The sequence below is a fragment of the Cutibacterium avidum 44067 genome (assembly GCF_000367205.1).
Lineage (GTDB): Bacteria > Actinomycetota > Actinomycetes > Propionibacteriales > Propionibacteriaceae > Cutibacterium > Cutibacterium avidum.
This window is the reverse complement of record NC_021064.1, coordinates 998,531-1,019,183: the sequence shown is the minus strand read 5'-3', so window position 1 is coordinate 1,019,183 and position 20,653 is coordinate 998,531. Positions and strand designations below refer to the sequence as shown.

Genomic DNA, 20,653 nt, shown 5'->3' with positions numbered 1-20,653 from the left:
CGACTGGCACGGGATGCACAAACGAGTGTTTCAGTTGGTGACGGAGGAGGTCATGTCACAAGATCTCTTCCGTCACTGACGCCAGTCCCCTGACGTCCTGTGTGGCGGTGATTCCTCCACACAATTGACTGTCCCCAAGGACCACACCCCTGCTTGTGCGTGAGGGGTCTTTTACTAGTCAGCGGTCTCAGGCCTGCCAACGATAGGACACCTGCATCTGCACGACGCGGGTTCTCAACTGCATCGGTGCGGCAACGGTGCGATTGCATCGTCTGAGGGCTCGGGACACGGCTGCTTCCATGTCCGCCTCATCCATGCAGCTCTCACAGGCCGCGATGTGACGACGGAAGGCGTCGGCCTCTTGTTCGCTCATCTCGCCGTGCAAGAACTCCTGGAGGTGGTCGATGACCCAACAACAGGACTCCTCGTCACCATTAGACGGCGTCATCGCGATCCCTCCTTTCCTGCACTACGCGCCAATTCCGGACGACCAAGGTCCTCCTCGTCAATCTGACCGGCATGAGGGCCAATCCCCCGCGCCCCGGCGACGTCGACCAACTGCTTTCGCAACTGCTTACGGGCACGATTGAGCCGACTCATGACCGTCCCGATAGGCGTTCCCATGATCTCGGCGATCTCCTTGTAGGCGAATCCTTCGACATCGGCCAACAGGACAACCTGCCGGAACTCGTCGGACAGCCCGTCGAGAGCGTCAAGGATCTGCTGGTCTGGCAGCCCGTCCAAGGCTTCCAATTCGGCGGACCGAAGCCCGTTGCTATCATGAGAGGCCGCCCGCGCGATCTGCCAGTCCTCGATGTCCTGGTCATCGGAGGTCTGCGGTCGGCGCTGCGCCTTGCGATACGAATTGATGTAGGTATTCGTCAGGATGCGATACAGCCAGGCCTTGAGATTGGTTCCCGGACGGAATTGGTGGAATGACGCGAATGCCTTCGCGTAGGTCTCCTGGACGACATCCTCGGCGTCGGCCGGGTTTCGGGTCATCCGCAATGCAGCACCATAGAGCTGATCGAGATACTCGAGGGCGTCACGTTCGAACCGCTCGGCTCTTTCAGCCTCGGTTTCCTTGGCGACATCCACGGTGCCCGGCACGTCCCCGTGACGATCCATCCTAGGTTCGAACTCTCGTGTGGTCATCGCTGCCCAGCTTAGTGCACAGCGCCGATGACCGGACGGACGACGGCTCCGCCTGGTGCACGACGTGATGAGGACAGCGTTCATGTCGGATTAACGCATCACAAAGGTTGATCTATTCCCACGGCGACCGTTCATCTGACGAAAATATTGCCCATCCGGCTACCGCGGAAGGCCTTGGCGCGGTAGACATATGTCCATGAGTATCATCCGAGGCTTGGGCCGGACCATGTTCGCCAGTTACTTCATCGTCAAGGGGACGAACTCCGCGATGAAGCCCGAATCTTTCGTGGAGGATGCCGAGCCGGTTGCTGACCGTCTCCTTCCTCTGGTGCAGCGCGCACTGCCGGCATCTGTCGGCGCATACATCCCTGAGGACACCAAGACCTTGGTTCGCATCACCGGCGCTGCCCAGGCTTTTGGCGGTCTCGGAATGGCGACGGGTCTCACCCGTCGTGTCGGTGCCGGAGTTGTTGCCACCACGATGGTTCCGCATGTGCTCGCTTCCATTCCTGACAAGTCCTTGCCGAGGGACGAGCGTGCCGCGGCTCGTTCGGTCCTGCTGCGTAACGTCGCTCTGTTGGGTGGGGCCATGATGGCCTCCCGCGACACCGCCGGTCGTCCCAGCCTGGCCTGGCGCGCTGGTGACACCCAGCGTCGCGTCTCGTCTGCTGCCAGTGACCAGCGCAAGGCCATCAGCTCCTCCTTCGACGACCTGTCGAAGTCGGCCCGCAAGAAACTCGAGAAGGCCCAGAAGGAAGCCGCCAAGGCTCAGAAGAAGGCCGAGAAGGCTCAGAAGAAGATTGCTGACTGACCAGCATCACTGGACCGCCCCGCGAGTCGTCCATCGTCTCGCGGGGCGTGTCGTCGTCCCGGGATCCAAGTCCCAGACGAACCGCGCCCTTGTCCTCGCGGCACTCGGCGACGGGCCCAGCGTCCTCGACGGTGTCCTCACCTCACGTGACTCTGACCTCATGACCGCTGGGCTGCAGCACCTCGGTGCCGACATCCAGCCTGCCGGCCCGTCCTCAGTTCGGGTCGTTCCTGGCCTGGCGCGTTCTGCCGGCCCGATTGACTGCGGCCTCGCCGGTACCGTCATGAGGTTCCTCCCGGTGGTAGCCGCACTTGTCATTGGCAAGACCCGATTCGTCGGTGACGAGCAGGCGTCCCGGCGCCCGGTCGGACCCGTTCTCGACGGGTTGCGTCAGCTCGGTGTGACAGTTGATGCCGACCAGCTGCCATTCGCCATGACGGCTCCTGCCCGTCTCGGTGGCCCCGAGGTGACGATCGATTCCTCAGCGTCGAGCCAGTTCATCTCGGCCATGTTGTTGCCCGCCGCTCGCTTCCCGCGCGGTATTGATCTTCGTCACGACGGGACGTCTGTACCGTCAGGTCCCCACATCGCCATGACCTGCGAGATGTTGGCAGAGCGTGGCGTCACGGTGATCAGTGACGAGCCCTGCCGCTGGGTGGTGCGTCCCGGCCCGATTCACGCTCTCGACGATGTCATCGAGCCAGACCTCACCAACGCCGCCGCCTTCCTCGCCGCAGCCATGATCGCTGGCGGATCCGTGACGGTGCCGGCGTGGCCAGCTTCCAGCACTCAACCTGGAGCGCAGTTCATCCAGATCGCCGCCACGATGGGAGCTGCTGCGACTCGTTCCGAGGGATCCATGACGCTGGAGGCCCCCGGATGGCATGCCCTCCGACCGATTGACGTCGACCTGCACGAGGCGAGCGAGCTCACCCCCGTGGTAGCCGCAGTCGCGTCCCTTGCCCAAGGCCCGTCCCGTATTCGTGGGGTCGCACACATTCGCGGCCACGAAACAGATCGCCTTGCCGCCCTCGAGCATGAATTGTCCGGTATCGGCGTCACCGTCCGGCAAACCGAGGACGGTCTGCAGATCGATGGCCAGGGTGCCGACTCCCTCCATGGCGGGTTGTTCGGGTGCTACGCCGATCACCGGATGGCCCATGCCGGGGCCCTCCTGGGCCTGGCCGTCGAGGGGATCGAACTCGATGACATCACGTGCACGTCGAAGACCATGCCGCAGTTCCCACAGATGTGGGCTGAACTCGTCGAGGAGGGCTGAGTGTCGCCACGACGTCTGGCTTCCTCGGGAATCGACACCGGCGACTGGTCCTCCTACGACCGGCCGCGTCGCCGTACCAAGCCGCGAACCAAGCAACGCCCGGATCACTCATCGCTGCCCGTCGGGACCGTCATCACCATCGACAGGGGCCGCTACCGATGCCGTCTCGATGACGACGTCGAGGTCATCGCCGCCAAGGCACGACAACTCGGTCGGAAGTCAGTCATCGTCGGGGACAAGGTGCGTCTTGACGGCGATGTCTCAGGTGCCGAGGGAACCCTGGCCAGAATCGTCCACACCGAGGACCGGACCACCGTCCTGCGGCGCACGGCCGATGACACCGATCCGCATGAGCGTCCCATTGTTGCCAACGCCAATCAGGTGGTCATCGTCACCGCCCTCGCCGATCCCCCACCGCGTCCCGGGATGATCGACCGCATCCTAGTGGCTGCCCATGCCGCCGGTGTCTCCCCCATCCTCTGCCTGACCAAGGCCGATCTGGCGCCGGGAGATGACTTCGTCGAGCTGTACTCGGATGTGGGGATTCCGGTCGTGACCAGCCGCCCTGGTAGTGACCTGAAGGATCTTCACGAGTTGCTGGACGGCAGGATCAGCGTGCTCGTCGGCCACTCCGGGGTCGGAAAATCAACACTCATCAATGCCGTGGTTCCCGGCGTCCATCGCGTCACAGGCCACGTCAATGACGTCACCGGGCGCGGTCGTCACACCTCCACGAGCGCGGAAGCCATCCCGCTGCCCCAAGGCGGCTGGATCATCGACACCCCAGGGGTGCGATCCTTTGGTCTGTCCCACGTTGAGCCCGACGGCATCCTCGCCGGTTTCAAGGAACTGGATGAGGTTGCCGTCAACTGCCCACGCGGATGCCGCCACAGTGCCGACAGTCCCGAGTGCGCCATCGACGACGCCCTCGCTGCGGGAACGGTGCGGCAGTCCCGGGTGGACTCGCTGCGACGTCTGTTGAGTGCTACCGCCCCGCGTTGAGCAGGGCGGTAGCAGTGTCGTTCACTCGCTGCCGTCCCCGTGGTCCTCGGCGTTCTCCTCGAGCACCTCGGTCACGGGACGTCCACTGGTCCGACGGATGAAGGTCGCGATACCGTCAGCCTCTTCGTCACGGCAACCGAGGTACGGCATGTGACCGGTGTCGAAGAAGGCCTCCTCGATGCGATCGAAGGCATCGTCGTCGAGCTTGAGATGGTTGATGGTGTCGCGAGCCGCGAAATAAGGGGTCGCCAGGTCGTAATGGGCGTACTCGACGCGCACGTGCAGGCCCTTCTGAGCACGCATGACCCGTTCCAGCTTGTCGGTGACGTTGACCGGACGGCCCTGGAACTCCTTGTAGTTCCAGTTCCGGTACAGCGGCAGGCCCAGGTTGTACTGGGACTCCGTGGTCACCTCAAGTTCGCTGCGCAGGTAGTGCTGGAAGCCGTGGACGAAGGCTGCGCCGGTGTCGTCACCGCTGGGGTCGGTGTCGGCGACCTCGTCGGTCCGCTTCGGCAATGCACCCTTGTAACGACCGTCGATACGGCCGACGACCTTGCCCTCGCCACGCAGCAGCTCGGTGCAGAAGCGCATGTGCTCGATACGCAGGTTGGCACGCTCGATGTAGCTGACATCCAGGCCGGTGAGCTGGGACAGGGTCGCCGTGACCTGAGCCCTCTCCGCAGGGTCGAGGCGATGGCCGGCAGCGAGAGCCTGACGGTAGGGGCCGTCGGCGAATTCCTCGGCCTCTGCGAGGACGTCTTCCAGGCTGCGATCAGAGTTGTGGCCGTGGTAGTGGGCGACGGCGGCATAGGTCGGCAGGAAGTCAACGCAGGCTCGGTCCCAGGTGAGGTCCTCGAAGTCCTGGTTACCGAAGTCGAGCACGGAGGAGACCAGGATGATGCCATTGAGGTACAGCGAGAAGGTGTCCTGCAGGCGCTGGGCAACACTCACGGCCCGGACAGTTCCGTAGGACTCTCCCAGCAGGTAGAGCGGGCTTCCCCACCTGCCATGACGGGTGACCCACAGTCGGATGAGCTCGCTGACGAGCTCGACATCCTTGCTCCAGCCGTGCCACTGGTTTGGATCCTCGCCATCGACGACTCGGGAGTATCCGGTCGACATCGCATCAATGACAACGAGATCGGTCTCCCGAAGCAGCGTGTGCCCGTTGTCAATGAGGTGGAACGGCGGGGTGGCCGGCTCCTCGGGGGTCCCCGGATCAACCACACGTGGGCCGACAAGGCCCATGTGCAGCCACACCGAGGAGGATCCCGGGCCGCCGTTAAATACGAATGTCAACGGCCTCGTGGTGGGATCGGTGTCGTCCAGGGTGTAGGCCGTGATGCCCATGAGAGCCTGCGGCGTATGAGCGGTGAAGGCATTGTTGGCGATCTTCTCGCTGCCCAGAACGATGCGTCCGGTGGTTGCGGTATAGCTGAGGTCACCGTCAACCGTGGAGATGCTGTGGTGAGTTGTCACCAGATCATCAGTCGGAGCTGGCGCGTCAGCGGCCACGGTGGGGGTTTCGTCTGTCGTCATGACCTAAGCCTAAGGCCGTCGGTCGCAAGCCACCCGGGTTTTGGTGCCCTCGATGCCACACCCGCACCAGTAGGGTGAGGGCATGGCCGACCACACCGATGACCTCCGCCTGGCACACATCCTCGCGGACGATGCCGACTCCTTGACGATGTCTCGATTCGGAGCCAGGGACCTGACGGTCTCTACCAAGCCCGATCGTTCTGAAGTGACCGATGCAGATCTGGCCGTTGAGGACTCGATTCGCCGCACCTTGTCACGGATGCGCTCCCGAGACGCGGTGCATGGCGAGGAACGGGCTGACACCGGCGAGGGCCCGCGTCGCTGGATCATCGATCCGATCGACGGCACCGCGAATTTCCTGCGCGGAGTTCCGGTATGGGCAACCCTCATTGCACTCAGTGTGGAGGACGAGATCGTCGCGTCCGTCGTGTCTGCTCCAGCCCTGAGACGTCGCTGGTGGGCTGCCAAGGGCTCCGGCGCGTGGACCGGCAAGTCGCTTGCCTCGGCAACGCCCATTCACGTATCCAATGTGCGCAACCTTGACGACGCCTTCCTGTCCTACTCCTCCCTCCATGGATGGGTGGAGAGCGGTCGCGGTCGCGGTTTTGGTGAACTCATGAGATCGGTGTGGCGTACCCGCGCCTTCGGTGATTTCTGGTCGTACATGATGGTTGCCGAGGGAACCGTCGACCTGGCATGCGAACCGGAGCTGGGGCTGCACGACATGGCCGCCCTTGACGTCATCGTCACCGAAGCCGGCGGCACATTCACTGGTCTCGACGGCAAAGACGGCCCCTGGTCAGGAAATGCCATGGCGTCCAATGGGTTCCTTCATGACGAGGCCTTGGCCATGGTTCAGCCTGAGGATTGAGGCTGCGTCGTCAGCATCAGAACCCGTTGAGAATGGAAGCGGGCGGGTGATCATCACCCGCCCGCTCCTTGTGTCGTGGAGATCAGAGGATTCTGGCGCGAATCGTCCCCTCGAGATCGGTGACACTGGCCAACAACCCGCCGTCAGTTTCGGCAATGTCGAGGACGCAGTAGCCGAGCTCCCCCTTGGTGGCCAGCGCCTGATACGTGACGTTTCCGCCCTGGTCGGCGACGAGTCGGTTGAGCGTGGCCATCACACCGGGGATATTGCGATGGAGGTGGCCAATACGGGCGCCAGTACGCGGGGAAGGCGTGATCTCGGGAATATTGACGCTCATCCCGGTTGCGCCATTCTCGACGTAATCGACGAGTTTTCCGGCGACATAGCGACCGATGTCGACCTGGGCTTCCTGGGTGGAACCACCAATGTGCGGAGTGAGGATCACATTGTCCAACTCACGCAACGGGGAGGTGAACAGCTCCTTGCCCGAGGCAGGTTCCTCGGGGTAGACGTCGACTCCAGCACCCGCGATGTGGCCCGTACGCAGATTGTCGACCAGGGCGTCAATGTCGACGACCTTGCCGCGGGAAAGATTGAGGAACAACGAGCGCGGCCTCATCACGGCAAACTCCCGCGCTCCAATGAGGTTGTTGTTGCTCGGGCGTCCATCAACGTGCAAGGACACGGTATCGACGCTGCCCAGCAACTCTTCCATAGACTCACACTTGTGGGCGTTCCCCATGGGCAGGACGTCGGCAATGTCGTAGAAGAAGACCTGCATGCCCATGGATTCGGCCACCACGGAGAGCTGCTGGCCGATATTTCCGTACCCAATGATGCCAAGACGACGACCGCGGATCTCGTGGGACCCGATGGCGGACTTGCGCCACACCCCGTTGTGCATCTGGGTGTTGCGATCACCGAGACGACGGGCCAATGCAATGATCTCCGCCATCACCAGTTCAACAACCGAACGGGTGTTGGAATAAGGGGCGTTGAAGGCCGGAACACCAGCCTGGGCCATGGTGGCCAGATCCATCTGGTTCGTGCCAATGCAGAAGGCACCCACGGCGGTGAGGTTGTCGCCACACGCCTCGACGACTCGGCGGCTGACGCGAGTCCGCGACCGGATGCCCAACAGATCAACTCCGTCGAGGGCACTGATGAGGTCGTCCTCGTCGAGGGCCTCGCTCACCCGCTCAACCTCGTAACCGGCCTGTTTCAGGGTTCGAACGGCTTCATCGTGGATGTTTTCGAGCAGGAGCGCCTTCATGACGGTCAGTTTATGGAGGGAGCAGGGTCGAACTACCGAGCTCGTCTCAGTGGGTGGAATCGTCCACACGGATGTGAGGAATCGCTGTCAACAACTCCTGGGTGACCTCGTGCTGCGGATCGCGGTAGACGTCAGAAAGTCGGCCTCGCTCGACGATGCGTCCAGCACTCATGACGGCCACGGTGTCGCACAGGTGACGCACCACGGCCAGGTCGTGAGAAACGAAGACCATCGTCAGTCCCCGTTGGCGCACCAAGTCATTGAGCAGGTTCAGCACCTGAGCACGCACCGACACGTCGAGAGCGGACACCGGTTCATCGGCCAGCAGGACGTCAGGTTCAGTGACCAAGGCCCTGGCAATGGCAATGCGCTGACGCTGACCACCAGAGAACTCGTGTGGAAATCGGCTGGCGGACTCAGGATCCAAACCGACGTCAACCATGACCTCTGCCAGGCGGTCCTTGCGTTCCTCACGGGTCATACGTCGTGCAACCGGGGACCGCAGTGGCTCGGTGATCGCCCGACCGATGTTCATACGCGGGTCCAGGGAGGACCGCGGGTCCTGGAACACCATCGCGGCCGACCGACGTAAATCACGTACCGCGCCGATGTCGCTCAGGGATCGTCCCCGGAAGCGGACGATACCGGAATCCGGTCGACGCAAGGCCATCATAATTTTCAGCAGGGTTGACTTCCCCGACCCAGACTCTCCCACCAGGCCGAGCCGTTCCCCCTTGTCGATGTGCAGGGAGATTCCGTCCAGGGCGTCGATCCCGGCGCCACGCGACCCCAGATGAAGATGCAGGTCCTCGACCTCGATCTGGGTGGTCATGAATCCTCCAACACAATCGTCGTCCCGGGCTCGACAAGGTCGAGTCGTGCAGCTCGCAGCAGCCGTCGGGTGTAGGGGTGATCAGGTCCGGACAGCACTGTGCGAGCTGGACCGGTTTCGACGATCTGGCCCGAGGTCATGACGATGAGGTCGTGGCAAATGTGGGACACCACCGCCAGGTCGTGGGTGATGAACAGACAGGCCGCGCCCACTGAGTCGAGCACCTGGTCAATCGTTGTCAGAACCTGGGCCTGCACCGTCACGTCAAGGGCTGTCGTCGGTTCGTCGCAGATGAGCAGGTCTGGAGAATTGACCAGAGCCATGGCGAGCAGAACTCTCTGACGCTGACCACCAGAAAGTTGGTGCGGGTAGGAGTTCGCCACTCGGGTCGGATCCTCGATACCAACCTGTTCAAGCATCTCCAGGACGCGGTCATGAGCCCGGCCTCGCGCGACGGAATGGTGCAGCAGGGCAACCTCGCCAACCTGTCTTCCGACCTTCATCGTCGGGTCCAGTGCTGTCATGGGTTCCTGAAAAACCATGCCGATGCTGCTGCCTCGCAACGCGGACATGGCCCGATCGCTGGCCCCGATAAGCTCCTCACCACGCCAACGGATGGAACCCGACACGTGGGCGTTGCCAGGAAGCAGACCCATGATCGCCAGGGCGGTGACAGATTTCCCCGATCCGGACTCACCGATGAGACCGAGACGCTCACCGGGGTCCAGGGACCAACTGACGTGATCAACAGCGACCCGACGATGCCGTCCGAAATCGACAACGAGATCGTTAACCTCCAGAAGCGCCATCAGCGGACCTCCCGCAATCTCGGATCAAGGAAATCACGCAAGCCGTCTCCCAGGAGAGTGAATCCCATGACAGCTGCGGCAATCGCCAGGGCAGGCGCCACGGTCAGCCAGGGGCTGTCGAAAAGGTACACCTGGGAATCACGCAGCATTCGTCCCCAAGTGGCGACGGTTGCCGGAGTGGCCAGCCCGAGATAACTCAGCGCGGCCTCCGCCAGGATCGCCGTGCCATAGGACACCGAGGCCTGCACGCCGATCAGCGGAGCAATGTTGGACAGCACGTGGTTGTAGGCGATGGAATGCCATGACATCCCTGAGCTACGCGCCGCGACGATGTAGTCCTGGGAAAGGATCTGTCGGCTGGCGGTTCGCGTGATACGGGCGAACACGGGGACCGTCGAGACACCGATGGCCACCATGCCGGTCAGAGTCGATCCACCCACTGCCGCGGCCAGGATGATCGCCAGCAACAGGGCTGGGAACGCGTACAGCAGATCGGCAGCTCGTCCCACGATCGTGGACCAGGGGCGAGGAAGCATGGCGGATGTCACCCCCCACGGCACGCCGATTCCGGCGGCGATGAGTACCGACACCACTCCGACGAGCAGACAGGTACGAGCACCCACGAGCATCCGGGATGCAATGTCGGAGCCGAATCCGTCGGTTCCAAGCCAATGCTGGCTGCTGGGCCCCAGAAGACGATCTGCCGGGACGACGAGATTGGGATCGTATGGCGTCCACACCGCAGAGGTGATTCCAGCCACGACGACCAAGCCGACCAGAACACACCCCATGACCAGACCTGCCCTCCTCATGAGTGGTCCCCCTGTCTGGAAGTGGCTCTGATACGCAGCCGAGGATCGAGGGCCACGATGAGGAGATCCGTGAGGTAGGAGATCACCAGCACGATGGCCACGATGACCATGACGACGTCACTGACGACAAGAAGATCGCGGGTACTGACAGCATCGAGGAGATAGGACCCCAGACCTGGGATGACGAAGACCTCTTCGACGACGATGGCTCCCACCAGCATTGCGCTGGCCTGCAGGCCAAGAACTGTGGCCAAGCTGATCGAGGCGTTGCGCAATCCGTGACGATGCAGTGCGGGCCACAGCCGCCAACCGACGGCGCGGGCCGTGCGCAGGTGATCGTCAGCGAGAACGTCGATGAAGGCACTGCGTACGTAACGTGTCATCACTGCGGCTTGCACGATGGACAGGGACAACACCGGAAGGACCAGGTGCGCCGCCCATCCTCCGGCATCCTCATGCAGCGGTACGTATCCCCCGGCAGGCAGCCATCCGAGGGTCACCGAGAACAGCAGGATGAGGAGGATTCCGGCGAGGAAGGCAGGAATGCTCATGAGGACCTGTGACAGCGCGGAAGCCGCGAATCCTCGACCCTCGCGACGATGGACGGCCGCATAAGCTCCCATCGGCAAGCAGACCACCAGGGCCAGCAGCAATGACAGCCCGACGAGCCAACCCGTCACCGCCAGTCGCGACGCAATCTGCGGACCGATCGGTTCAGCGGAAACGATGGAAATGCCCAGGTCGCCCCTGACCAAAGAACTGATCCAATCCCAGTACCGCTGGGGCCACGGGAGGTCCAGGCCCAGTCGGGTGCGCACGGCTGCTGCAGCTTTCGGGTCCGCGTTGGCGCCTAGAATGACCTGGGCGACGTCACCGGGAAGCAAGCTGAGCAGGGCAAAGACGATCAAGGATGCAACCAGCAGCCACACCAGCAACTCCCCCGATGGGAGGAGCACACGTTTAATGACGGTCACCTCGTCCTCCTGACCTTGGTGAGGTCGAAGCTCATCGAGGTGGTGTTGCGCTGTAGTCCGCTGATACCAGCCTTGCTGATGGTGATCTTCGGCATCAGGAAGAGGAATCCTCCGGCGGCGTCAGTCGCCAGGATCCTACTGGCCTGCATCATGGTCTCGTTGGTGCGGTCGGCTGGTCCCGTCCGGGCGGATTCGATGAGCCGGTTGAATTCCTTGTTGCGGTAGCGCCAGTAGTAGTCGGGGTTGGCCCAGTTGACGATGTCGCGTGCCTCCACGTGGGCGACGATCGTCAGGTCGTAATCAGCATGGGTGTAGACGACATCGAGCCAGCGGGCCGGGAATTCCAGCTCGTCGCTGTCGACGGTGATCCCGATCTGGGCCAGGTCGGAGGCAACCACCCGAGAGGCTGCCGTCGCGTAGGGCAGGGCCGCTGCCCGCAGTCTGAGGGTCAATCCGTTGGGGTACCCGGCCTCAGCAAGTAGCTTGCGCGCCCGTGCCGGGTCATAGGGCCAGGTGTGGGACAGATCGGTGAACCAAGGGTCGGTGGGTGGAACCATCGAGCCGATGAGTGTTCCCTGGCCATTCCATACGACGTCCAGCAATCCGTTGCGGTCAATCGCCATGAGGATGGCCTGCCGAACCCGTCGGTCTGAAAGCGGCTTGGAGGTGTTGTTCATACCCAGCACGACCTCGCCGTTGGTGGTTCCCCGCAGTACCCGGTAGGCCGGGTTGCTCGTGAAGCGGGAGAGGGCCTGGGGAGTCGTCAGATCAGAGACGACGTCAAGATCTCCCGACAGCAGGGCGGCCGTCTGCGAGGTCGGGTCCGAGTAGTACGAGAAACGAACGGTGGGACGTCCCCCCTCGTGCCACGGACGAGGGGACGGCGACAAGGTCACCGAGTGCCCCGGCGTGAACTCGGTGACGACGTAGGGGCCAGATCCTTGCGGCCGGGTGGCCAGATCCTTGGTGGCGGGATCAATGACGACACCCGATGTGCTGGCCAGGTTGAACAACAGGAAGTTGTCGCGATGGGACAGGTCAAGAATGACGGTGGCGTCGTCAGGGGTACGGATAGCCTTGACTGCCGACAGGTTCGCCTGGTTAACGGGGCTGGCCGACTCGGCTCTCATCCGCTCCAGGGAGGACTTCACCGCCGCTGAGTTCACCGCGGCCCCGGAGGCGAAGCGCGCTGAAGGATCAAGGTGGAAGGCGAGGTGAAGTCCGTCCTCGGACAGCTGCCACGACTTCGCCAGCAGACCGACGAGCTTGCCCGAGTCGTCGACGCGGATGAGGGTCTCGTACACGTTGTAGAGAAGAACCTGCGGGATCGCTGCGGCAGCATTCGACACCAGGTCCAGTGTCGGAGGGGCAGCCGTCGCCCCAATGGTGAGAACTCCCTCTTCTGCGGACTGGCAGCCGGTGATTCCGGTGGTCGACAGAGCCACTGCCACGGCAAGTCCCGCAGCCTTCAACTGGCCTCGCATCGTCTGCTCATGCTCCCTTCGGGCGTAGCACGTTGCGAATGAGCATAACCGACCCCGACTTCATGCAGTCTGTGGGGTTAGTACTGCAGTCAGATGTGCACGGCTTCCGAAGGCGGCCGAACGGGTGACGCAGACGGGGTTGATGCGCCGATCATTCGAGCACGTCCCGCCCCGATTTGTATTGCACCGGTGTGATCTGTATAGTCGAGCAAGTCGACGCGGGGTGGAGCAGTTCGGTAGCTCGCCGGGCTCATAACCCGGAGGTCACAGGTTCAAATCCTGTCCCCGCTACCAGAGAGGCCAGCTCGTCTCCCCCTTGGGAGGCGGGCTGGTTTTCTTTGCGCTTGGGGATGAGGTCCTCGACATGGACGTCGAGGAGTTCAGCGGTCGCAATGAGATCCGTCACCGACCATCCGAGCTCTCCACGAATTCTCTTGCCCGCAGTAGCCGGAGAGACATGCAGTGCTCTAGCAAGGTCACGAAACTTCAACCGCTTCTTAAACAGCAGCATCTGTACGGTCATGCCGACAGCTTCATCAGCAGAGTAGGTGTCAATGAGGCCAGCTTCACGGGCTTGCTCATAAATCTTGGCCATGAACAAGATGGTACACAGATGCATATATGGTGTCATATGTTTCCATTGTTGACACTTTCATATCTATGTAGCACGCTCTGTGCATGACCTCCTCCCATCTCGATGTCGAAGCTGTCGCTGACAGTCTTCTGCCCGTTACCTTGTGAGTGCCCCCGATGGGCGGGGGTCTGGTCGCTCGACCGGGTATGGTTTTGTTGGCCTGCTATCAATGGTCCGGGGGTGTTGCCGCCCGGTCGAGAGACACGCGTTGACCGCTGATAGGGACACGGCCCAGCACTGCTGAGGTCTCTTCGTAACGTGGGTGCCGGCATCGGGTGTCAGGACTGCGACCAGCAGTGATGCGTCAAAGGAGGACGACATCATGAACTCCCAGTACCCGGTGGTCATCGGTCTGGATGTCGGAAAGACCGGACACCACGCCTGCGCTCTGGACCCCGACGGCAGCAAGCTCTTCGACAAGCCCCTCCCACAACACGAGGCAAAGCTGCGTGAGCTCTTCATGGGCCTGCAGAAGCTTGGCGACGTGCTGATGATCGTGGACCAGCCCAACACCATCGGGGCGCTGCCGATCGCGGTCGCCAGAGACTGCGGCTGCGCGGTCGCCTATGTGCCCGGGCTCACGATACGCAAGGCCGCAGACCTCTATCCCGGCAGGTCAAAGACAGACGCGCGCGACGCGTTCATCATCGCCGACACCGCCCGCACCATGCCCCACACGCTCAGACAGGTCGACCGTGACAGCGAAGTCCTCTCCGCTGTGAAGGTCCTCGCCGGCTTCGACGAGGACCTCGCCCACGAGACCACCCGGGCGTTGAACCGAATCCGGTCGCTGCTGACGCAGATCCATCCCGCACTCGAGCGGGTATTTACCGGCGGCAGCCTTTCCACCGCACTGGTGTTGGATCTGTTAGAGAAGTTTGGCGGCCCCACCAGGTTGAAAACCGCTGGTCGAGGCAAAGTTCTGAGGTTCGCCAGGTCCCACTCTCGCCGCGATCCAGAACCGCTGGTCGATCGAATCTTCACCGCACTGGGCGAGCAGACCGTCATCGTTCCTGCGACCGCCGCAGTGGAGTTGGTAATCCCCAGAGTCGCTGGTCAAATCAAGGAACTCAAAGCGCAGCAAGCGACGGTGGCCAGGAAGGTCGAGGGGATGCTGGAGGACTTCCCTCTCGCGGCGGTCTTGAGGAGCATGCCAGGGATCGGCCTCAAGACCGCCGCGCAGATCCTCTTGGCCATCGGTGACGGCTCCGCATTCCAGACTCCCGGACACCTCGCAGCCTATGCAGGCATCACGCCGGTCACGCGAAGATCCGGGACTTCGATCCGCAGCGAGTTCCCCGCCCGATCAGGCAACAAACGCCTAAAAACGCCCTGTTCTACTCTGCCTGGGTCGCCTCGAACCACGACCCGATCTCGAAGGCCTACTACGACCACAAACGCACCGAGGGCAAGCGCCACAACGCCGCCGTGATCTGCCTCGCCCGCCGCCGCCGCAACGTCATCTTCGCCATGCTCCGCGACGGCACCTACTACCAACCACCCGCATCAGCACCAACCCCCGAACCAGCCGCTCTCGCAGCTTGACTCACAACATAGGGACACCCCCCAACACGTGGTACTGGTCCACCGACGTCGGCAACTTCATGGCCGCCGGAACCGAGTACGACACGAGCCGCGTCACCGGCGTCGGTACGTGGAGCACCTCGGTGGTCAAGATCTCCTCCGTCGGCCAGTCGATCACCGAGATCCGCAATCGCGACGGCATCTTCTGATACCGACGCCCAGTCACACGTCGGCCCCGTCGCCACCACGATCACATCCGATCCGTGGTGGCGACGAGGTTTTCACTCGACTGCCGAAATCTGTTCCCCGGCCGAACCGTCAAAACCACTCCGTGGCCTTGTACCCAGTCATGCGTAATCTGACAGACTGATGACTCGTGGCACATTACGATGGCTCCCCCACCTGTACCGGCGACGCAGCCGACGAGATCGAGTCCCCGTCGACCAGGCGGATCATTGCTCTCGTGACGATCCTCAATGCCATCGGACTGGTCATTGACGTCACGGTGGCATCCATCATCGGATCGGCATCCCTCTTCGCCGACGCGGCCGACTTCCTCGAGGACGTCCTCATCAACGGACTCGTCCTGGTGGCCCTCGGGTGGTCGGTGCAGTCACGACGGAAGGCCAGCATTTGGTTGGCCGGCCTCATCCTCATCCCGGCAGCTGCAGCACTGGGAACTGCCGTCTGGAAGATCACCTCGGGAGCCCCGCCTGAGCCCGTGCCGTTGTCAGTGACGGCCATCATTGCCCTACTCATCAACCTGTCGTGTGCCATCGCCCTCATGACATTGCGTCACCAGGGATCGAGCCTAGTTCGAGGTGCGTGGCTGGCAGCACGCAATGACGTACTCGGCAACGTGCTCATCCTCGTCGCTGGTCTCATCACGACGGTGTGGTTCACGGTCTGGCCCGACGTCATCGTCGGACTCGTGATGGCCCTCATCAACGCCACGGCTGCCAAGGAAGTGTGGGAGCAGGCTCGCCGCGAGGTACCTGAACTCGAGATTGACGAGGCCTGAGCCGTATTCAAATCTCTCGCCAGTCCCGGTCGTCGGTCGCCTTCCGACACGGAGCTGCCAGACGCGACGGCACTCACTGACAGAGCGGCTGATCCCAGTCCTCGCCTCGCAATGGGACGATAATGACCGGGCGCAGCTGACGGCGTCCCAGCTGGACTGCCACCGATCCGTCCAGCCACTCCTGCAAACCGGCACGGAAACCGGGACGCCGAGTTCCCAGCACGAAGCACCCAGCGCCAATGTCATGGGCGAGGTGGGCAAGCTGTTGATCCGGCAGACCAGACAGATAGACGAGCTCCCACTCCGTCTCTGGGTAGTTCGCCATGAAAGCGTCCAAGGAACCTTGGATAGACGATCGGGCGGTCGCATTCGAGATGCGCTCGGCGGTCGGGTCGAGTGGGTGGCTTTGGTCGGGATCAGACGGGTTCGGCACGCGATCGGTCGCGACATGGGCGAAGACGATCTTGCTACCCATGGCCATGGCATGCTCGACGCCAGTCGCGAGTACTGCCCGCGGGATGTCCGGCATGATCGCGATGATGACCGGACGGCCCCTCATCGTGCCTCGGGGCGAACGTTCGTATGTCACGGATGCACGGCGGCCGGTCTCGGACTCGTCTTTGACCATCTCGGGTTGCTGCTCCGTCATGATCGTCTCCTAGATGTCGCGGCACACTACCGACACGATGCACATTACCGACCACGAGACGATCTCGTGACCGGTCGTCACTCCAGGGTGCCGAGAACCGCAGACTCCAGGGCCGGGACGAGGTTGACCGATCCGAGCAAATCCTCCGGATGGTCGACGAGACGGGCCACGCCGTAATGGCTTCCATCACGCAGCGCACCGGCCACGACACGTACTTCCTGACGATGGGGATGAGCCGCGACGAAACCCGCAGCCTTGTCCGGATCGTCCGGAATCTCGTTGGCACACTCGTCGGGCAGGAAGATCCGTTCGACGCAGATGGCCGCCCCGTCAACGGCCTCTCCCCAGGCTGTCGTGGCGAGGGCCTGAGCCAGATCCTCTCCCGGTCGGAAGTCGTCCTGCTCGATACTGGAAAGACTGTCTGGCCCGCCCACGGCGAGCTGACCGGCAAGGGCAGGCTCGGCCTTCATGAGGTCGACGGTGCGCACCAAGGCGAACAGGCGCGGCGGGCCGCCCCAGCTCGATGTCCCGACGAACCTCTCGATCTCAGCCAGACATGCCACGAGGGCGTCATTGACCGACGGTGTCTCGGACCCTGCGTTGTCGGCGTCCTGACTCATCTTGTCGTCCTCATCATTCAGCAATGTGGTACTCCCGCTCCGCCAGCGCGGATCTTCTGGATGGCCGCGATGGCGTCCTTGAGGCTAGAGACCTTGACCAGGCGCATCGAGGTCTGAACCCCACTGATGTCCAGGCAGTTGCCTGCCGGCACGAGGAAGATCTTGGCGCCATCCCGCTCGGCACCGGATATCTTCTCCTGGACACCGCCGATGGCAACGACGTTGCCATCAGGGGAAATGCTTCCGGTGCCGGCAATCCGCAGCGAACCAATGAGGTCATTCGGGGCGACCATTTGATAGATCGACAGGGCCATGGCAAGTCCAGCTGAAGGACCGACGATGTCCGCCGGGATTCCATAGGTGATCGTCGGGGCGTATCGGTATCCAGTGTCGACAGTGATACCGACGGCAGGAGCTCTGCGGTCACTGACTGATGAGACCGTCGTCACGGCAATCGTTTTGCGAGTGGAGTTCCGCAACACCACGAACACCACGGTGTCGCCCACGGCATGCTTGCGAACCGCCTTGCCGACGTCGAGAAGGGAGGCCACCGGCTTCCCATCGACCTTCTCGATGAGGTCACCGGGCTCGAGTTTTCCGTGAGCCGGACCAGCCGCACTGACGGCGTTGACCATCGGCATCTCAGTGACAGGCTGGCCTGCAGCGCGCAGTGCAGCCACGGCAGCGTCACGCTGAGAGGTGTCCATCATGTACGACTCCTCAGCATTGACCTGCTGAGGAGAGCGGCCTGGCGGATAGATGGCCTCCCGCTGCAAGACGTCATGGTCCCGACGAATGCGGTCCACCAAGGCCTCTGCGAGGCTGAGACGCGAATCTGCGCGGGTGATGGACACCGTTGTCATCCTCATTTCGCCCTCGCTGTGGCGAGCCGTCAAGCCGTCAATCTGGATCATCGGCTTGCCCTGCTCGTTCGTTGAGAGCAGATCCACGGTCTGTCCTGGCGACCTAGCCACGAACGGGATGGGCACGAGGATCAGGGCCAGCACGCACAGCAGCACGACAAGAGCCGACGAGATTGCCATCCAACGGGTGGGGAAACGCACCCCTTGACGGGTCTCGACATCGACCGCGGTGGTCGTCGCTGCGGGCGTGCCGGAGTCATGCGCCTGTGAATTGGGCGTGATCGACTCGGACATGGTGGCCATGCTAGCCGGAACGGACAATCACTTTTCCACGACGGCGACGGCTCTAGACTTGGCGAGACACCACGCCAAGCGAACGGAGACGGGAATGAATGACGGACCCCAGAATCCTGGGCAGCCCGACCCCGAGGAGATGGCCGAGCAGTTGCGCCGCATGATGCAGCAACTGGGCCTGCCCGCCAATGGTGACCTCACCTCTTTCATGACCCAGTTGTCGCAGATGTTCGGCTCAGGCGGACCGGTCGGTTTCGGAATGCCCGGAGCCAATCCGAGTGAGGGACCGGTCGACTGGTCTCACATCAAGGACATGGCCCGCCACATCACGGCGTCCCACGGCCCTGACCCGACGCCAGGACAGCAGGAGCGCAGTGCTCTGCTCGACGCATCGCGTCTTGCAGAGAGCTGGCTCGACCGAGAATGTGAGTTCGCCCAGGTCAACACACAACCTGCCTGTTGGAGCCGTGCGGAGTGGATCGAGCACACCTTTTCCTCATGGCAGTCTGTCGTCGAGCCGGTGCTGGTCTCCCTGACCGAGGCGATGACCGGATTGATGTCACCTGGCGGTCCCAATGACCCGATGGCTGCCCTCACCCAGATGATGGGACCGGCGCTTCGCCGGATGTCAGCCATGCTGTACGGAGCTCAGCTGGCCCAGGGCCTCGGCGAACTGTCGACCTCGACGGTGACGGGAACCGAAATTGGTCTCCAGGTCTTGTCGGTACCGCAGGTCGTCCTTCTCCCGACCAACATCGCCGCGGCATGGAAGGATCTCGACCTCGATCCACGAGATGTCGAGCTCTACCTCGTGCTGCGTGAGTCGGCCCGTCAGCGTCTATTCAATGCGGTGAGTTGGCTCGGACCACAGCTGTTGGCCCTAGTTGAGCACTATGCACGCGAAATTCGCATCGATTCCTCGGCCATCGAGGACGCCATCGACATTGATGACTTGTCCCAATTGACCCCGGAGAAGGCCCAGGAGATGTCCGAGCGGTTGCAAGGACGCCTCTTCGAGCCGACCCGCACGCCAGAGCAGGAGGGCGTCCTACAGCGCCTGGAAACCCTGCTCGCCCTCATCGAGGGATGGGTCGACGAGGTGACATCCCAGGTCGCCCGCACCTGGCTTCCCAGTCACGATCAGCTGGCCGAGGCCGTGCGTCGACGTCGCGCCACATCTGGCCCCGCCGAGGTGTTCTTCCAGTCCCTGCTCGGTCTGGAGCTTCGCCCCCGCCGCGTCCGCGACGCAGCCAACCTGTGGGCGGCACTGCGTGATGCCCGAGGCACGGTCGGACGCGATCAGGTGTGGAACCACCCCGATATCGTGCCTACCGCCGCCGACCTCGATGACCCGCTGGGCTATGTCTCAGGCGACCGTCAGGACATTGCTGAAGGCGGCGATGATCTCGATGCCGAGTTGGAGAAGCTGCTGCGCGATCACGGTCAGGACGGCTGAGCCAACGGATCGTCCGGCTGGTGTTCTGGGGAATCGACTCCCCCGGAAACAGCCCACTGGTACCCGTTGAGGAATCCCTCCGCGCGCTCCGCATTGGGGAATCCTGCGAGCAACTCGTGGAACCGCCGATTGTGATTGGCTTCCACCAGATGGCACAGCTCGTGAGCCAGAACATGATCTATGACCCAGTCGGGAAAGCCGACCATGCGATCTGAGAGCCTGATCTGTCCCGTCACCGGGGTACATGATCCCCACCGAGTATTCTGGTTCGACACCCACCTCACGGAGATGGGCTCGACCGGGTGCCCCACCCGCGGCTCGAGGTGGACCCGACACAGCCGACGGGCACGACGCGTCAGCTCGTCGGAGGTCGCACCGGATCGTCGTCGAGCCTGGGATCGCGTCACCTTGTCGACCAGTTCCATGACTTGACGGTTCTGGTCAGCTTTCCGCATCCCCATGGGAACCATGACAAGGACGGACGTACCCTCCATCCGTGCGCTCAGGGTGAGGTGACGTCGGGAACTACGCCGAATGATGATTTCCGGTCTGCCGTCGCATGCTGCGATGATCTCGTCGGTGGTCGCCCTGCCAGCCATGTGGCCCATCATGCCCGGTGGTTAGGACAGTTTCGGTGAAGCGGTGTTCTGCCCCGCAGCTCGACTCAGAAACATCATGACGTCTGGGGGCGACGTGGTTGACGAGAACCCCGACCTGCCCTAGATTGAGAACGGCCCCCGGATCTCGGATG

General features: G+C 62.7%; 20 protein-coding genes, 1 tRNA gene and 1 pseudogene. 9 read left to right on the top strand and 13 right to left on the bottom strand.

The window, feature by feature from the left end; translation table 11 throughout:
- Nucleotides 1-187: 187 nt before the first annotated feature.
- Nucleotides 188-454 carry an anti-sigma factor RsrA gene (locus tag PALO_RS04660; RefSeq protein ID WP_171023472.1) on the bottom strand — a complete coding sequence of 89 codons (267 nt, stop codon included), beginning with the start codon at nt 452-454 and terminating at the stop codon, nt 188-190.
- Nucleotides 445-1,239 (bottom strand): sigma-70 family RNA polymerase sigma factor, encoded by a 795-nt coding sequence (locus PALO_RS04655; protein WP_419763413.1) that lies wholly within the window; start codon nt 1,237-1,239, stop codon nt 445-447. Before PALO_RS04655 ends, PALO_RS04660 begins: the two co-directional genes overlap by 10 nt.
- A 106-nt stretch (nt 1,240-1,345) precedes the next feature.
- Between PALO_RS04655 and PALO_RS04650 the strand changes: the two genes are divergently transcribed.
- The 3 genes from PALO_RS04650 to rsgA are packed head-to-tail and all read left to right on the top strand — an operon-like array spanning nt 1,346 to nt 4,247.
- Complete coding sequence (locus PALO_RS04650) at nt 1,346-1,966, top strand: DoxX family membrane protein (RefSeq protein ID WP_021108432.1); 621 nt, start codon at nt 1,346-1,348, stop codon at nt 1,964-1,966.
- Nucleotides 1,956-3,245, top strand: a complete 1,290-nt coding sequence (gene aroA / locus PALO_RS04645) for a 3-phosphoshikimate 1-carboxyvinyltransferase (protein ID WP_015582616.1) — start codon at nt 1,956-1,958, stop codon at nt 3,243-3,245. The genes PALO_RS04650 and aroA overlap by 11 nt, the downstream gene beginning before the upstream one ends.
- Entirely contained in the window at nt 3,246-4,247 is a 1,002-nt protein-coding gene (gene rsgA / locus PALO_RS04640; protein WP_015582615.1) for a ribosome small subunit-dependent GTPase A, read from the top strand. It begins immediately after the preceding gene.
- Between the two features lie 21 nt (nt 4,248-4,268).
- Here rsgA and PALO_RS04635 read toward each other — a convergent pair whose 3' ends face one another.
- A complete protein-coding gene (locus tag PALO_RS04635; protein ID WP_021108430.1) occupies nt 4,269-5,786 on the bottom strand; it encodes a S10 family peptidase in 1,518 nt (505 codons plus the stop codon).
- Nucleotides 5,787-5,868: 82 nt separating this feature from the next.
- Here PALO_RS04635 and PALO_RS04630 point away from each other — a divergent pair, with 82 nt between their 5' ends.
- Nucleotides 5,869-6,657 carry an inositol monophosphatase family protein gene (locus tag PALO_RS04630; protein WP_004811130.1) on the top strand — a complete coding sequence of 263 codons (789 nt, stop codon included), beginning with the start codon at nt 5,869-5,871 and terminating at the stop codon, nt 6,655-6,657.
- Between the two features lie 82 nt (nt 6,658-6,739).
- On the opposite strand, the gene serA is transcribed toward PALO_RS04630, so the two are convergent.
- From serA to PALO_RS04600, 6 genes are read right to left on the bottom strand one after another with little or no spacing between them, the layout of a single operon-like run.
- A complete protein-coding gene (serA, locus tag PALO_RS04625; protein WP_004811127.1) occupies nt 6,740-7,930 on the bottom strand; it encodes a phosphoglycerate dehydrogenase in 1,191 nt (396 codons plus the stop codon).
- 46 nt (nt 7,931-7,976) lie between these two features.
- Nucleotides 7,977-8,762 (bottom strand): ABC transporter ATP-binding protein, encoded by a 786-nt coding sequence (locus PALO_RS04620; RefSeq protein WP_015582613.1) that lies wholly within the window; start codon nt 8,760-8,762, stop codon nt 7,977-7,979.
- Nucleotides 8,759-9,571, bottom strand: a complete 813-nt coding sequence (locus PALO_RS04615; RefSeq protein WP_015582612.1) for an ABC transporter ATP-binding protein — start codon at nt 9,569-9,571, stop codon at nt 8,759-8,761. The genes PALO_RS04620 and PALO_RS04615 overlap by 4 nt, the downstream gene beginning before the upstream one ends.
- Complete coding sequence (locus tag PALO_RS04610; RefSeq protein ID WP_004811119.1) at nt 9,571-10,383, bottom strand: ABC transporter permease; 813 nt, start codon at nt 10,381-10,383, stop codon at nt 9,571-9,573. The genes PALO_RS04615 and PALO_RS04610 overlap by 1 nt, the downstream gene beginning before the upstream one ends.
- The gene (locus tag PALO_RS04605; protein ID WP_015582611.1) at nt 10,380-11,357 is read right to left on the bottom strand and encodes an ABC transporter permease; all 978 of its coding nucleotides are present in this window, start codon (nt 11,355-11,357) and stop codon (nt 10,380-10,382) included. Before PALO_RS04605 ends, PALO_RS04610 begins: the two co-directional genes overlap by 4 nt.
- A complete protein-coding gene (locus PALO_RS04600; protein ID WP_015582610.1) occupies nt 11,354-12,841 on the bottom strand; it encodes an ABC transporter substrate-binding protein in 1,488 nt (495 codons plus the stop codon). The genes PALO_RS04605 and PALO_RS04600 overlap by 4 nt, the downstream gene beginning before the upstream one ends.
- Nucleotides 12,842-13,058: 217 nt before the next feature.
- Between PALO_RS04600 and PALO_RS04595 the strand changes: the two genes are divergently transcribed.
- The 4 genes and pseudogenes from PALO_RS04595 to PALO_RS04580 all read left to right on the top strand — a co-directional run bounded on the left by PALO_RS04595 (nt 13,059) and on the right by PALO_RS04580 (nt 16,020).
- Nucleotides 13,059-13,135 (top strand) — tRNA-Met (locus PALO_RS04595).
- Nucleotides 13,136-13,797: 662 nt separating this feature from the next.
- Nucleotides 13,798-15,020, top strand: a pseudogene (locus PALO_RS04585) (IS110 family RNA-guided transposase).
- Nucleotides 15,017-15,208, top strand: a complete 192-nt coding sequence (locus tag PALO_RS12335) for a hypothetical protein (RefSeq protein ID WP_148285397.1) — start codon at nt 15,017-15,019, stop codon at nt 15,206-15,208. The pseudogene PALO_RS04585 and the gene PALO_RS12335 overlap by 4 nt, the downstream one beginning before the upstream one ends.
- 167 nt (nt 15,209-15,375) lie before the next feature.
- On the top strand, nt 15,376-16,020 hold the full coding sequence (locus PALO_RS04580; protein ID WP_004811103.1) for a cation efflux transmembrane domain-containing protein: 645 nt from the start codon (nt 15,376-15,378) through the stop codon (nt 16,018-16,020).
- 73 nt (nt 16,021-16,093) lie between these two features.
- On the opposite strand, the gene PALO_RS04575 is transcribed toward PALO_RS04580, so the two are convergent.
- The 3 genes from PALO_RS04575 to PALO_RS04565 all read right to left on the bottom strand — a co-directional run bounded on the left by PALO_RS04575 (nt 16,094) and on the right by PALO_RS04565 (nt 18,455).
- Entirely contained in the window at nt 16,094-16,579 is a 486-nt protein-coding gene (locus tag PALO_RS04575; RefSeq protein WP_171023474.1) for a universal stress protein, read from the bottom strand.
- Between the two features lie 167 nt (nt 16,580-16,746).
- Nucleotides 16,747-17,310 (bottom strand): PPA1309 family protein, encoded by a 564-nt coding sequence (locus PALO_RS04570; RefSeq protein WP_177166352.1) that lies wholly within the window; start codon nt 17,308-17,310, stop codon nt 16,747-16,749.
- The gene (locus PALO_RS04565; protein WP_015582606.1) at nt 17,307-18,455 is read right to left on the bottom strand and encodes a YlbL family protein; all 1,149 of its coding nucleotides are present in this window, start codon (nt 18,453-18,455) and stop codon (nt 17,307-17,309) included. The genes PALO_RS04570 and PALO_RS04565 overlap by 4 nt, the downstream gene beginning before the upstream one ends.
- A gap of 85 nt (nt 18,456-18,540) precedes the next feature.
- On the opposite strand from PALO_RS04565, the gene PALO_RS04560 reads away from it, so the two are divergent.
- Complete coding sequence (locus tag PALO_RS04560; protein WP_015582605.1) at nt 18,541-19,902, top strand: zinc-dependent metalloprotease; 1,362 nt, start codon at nt 18,541-18,543, stop codon at nt 19,900-19,902.
- Here the strand turns inward: PALO_RS04560 and PALO_RS04555 are convergent.
- Nucleotides 19,890-20,513 (bottom strand): M48 metallopeptidase family protein, encoded by a 624-nt coding sequence (locus PALO_RS04555; RefSeq protein WP_004811094.1) that lies wholly within the window; start codon nt 20,511-20,513, stop codon nt 19,890-19,892. The two genes, PALO_RS04560 and PALO_RS04555, sit on opposite strands and share 13 nt — an antisense overlap.
- Nucleotides 20,514-20,653 lie beyond the last annotated feature (140 nt).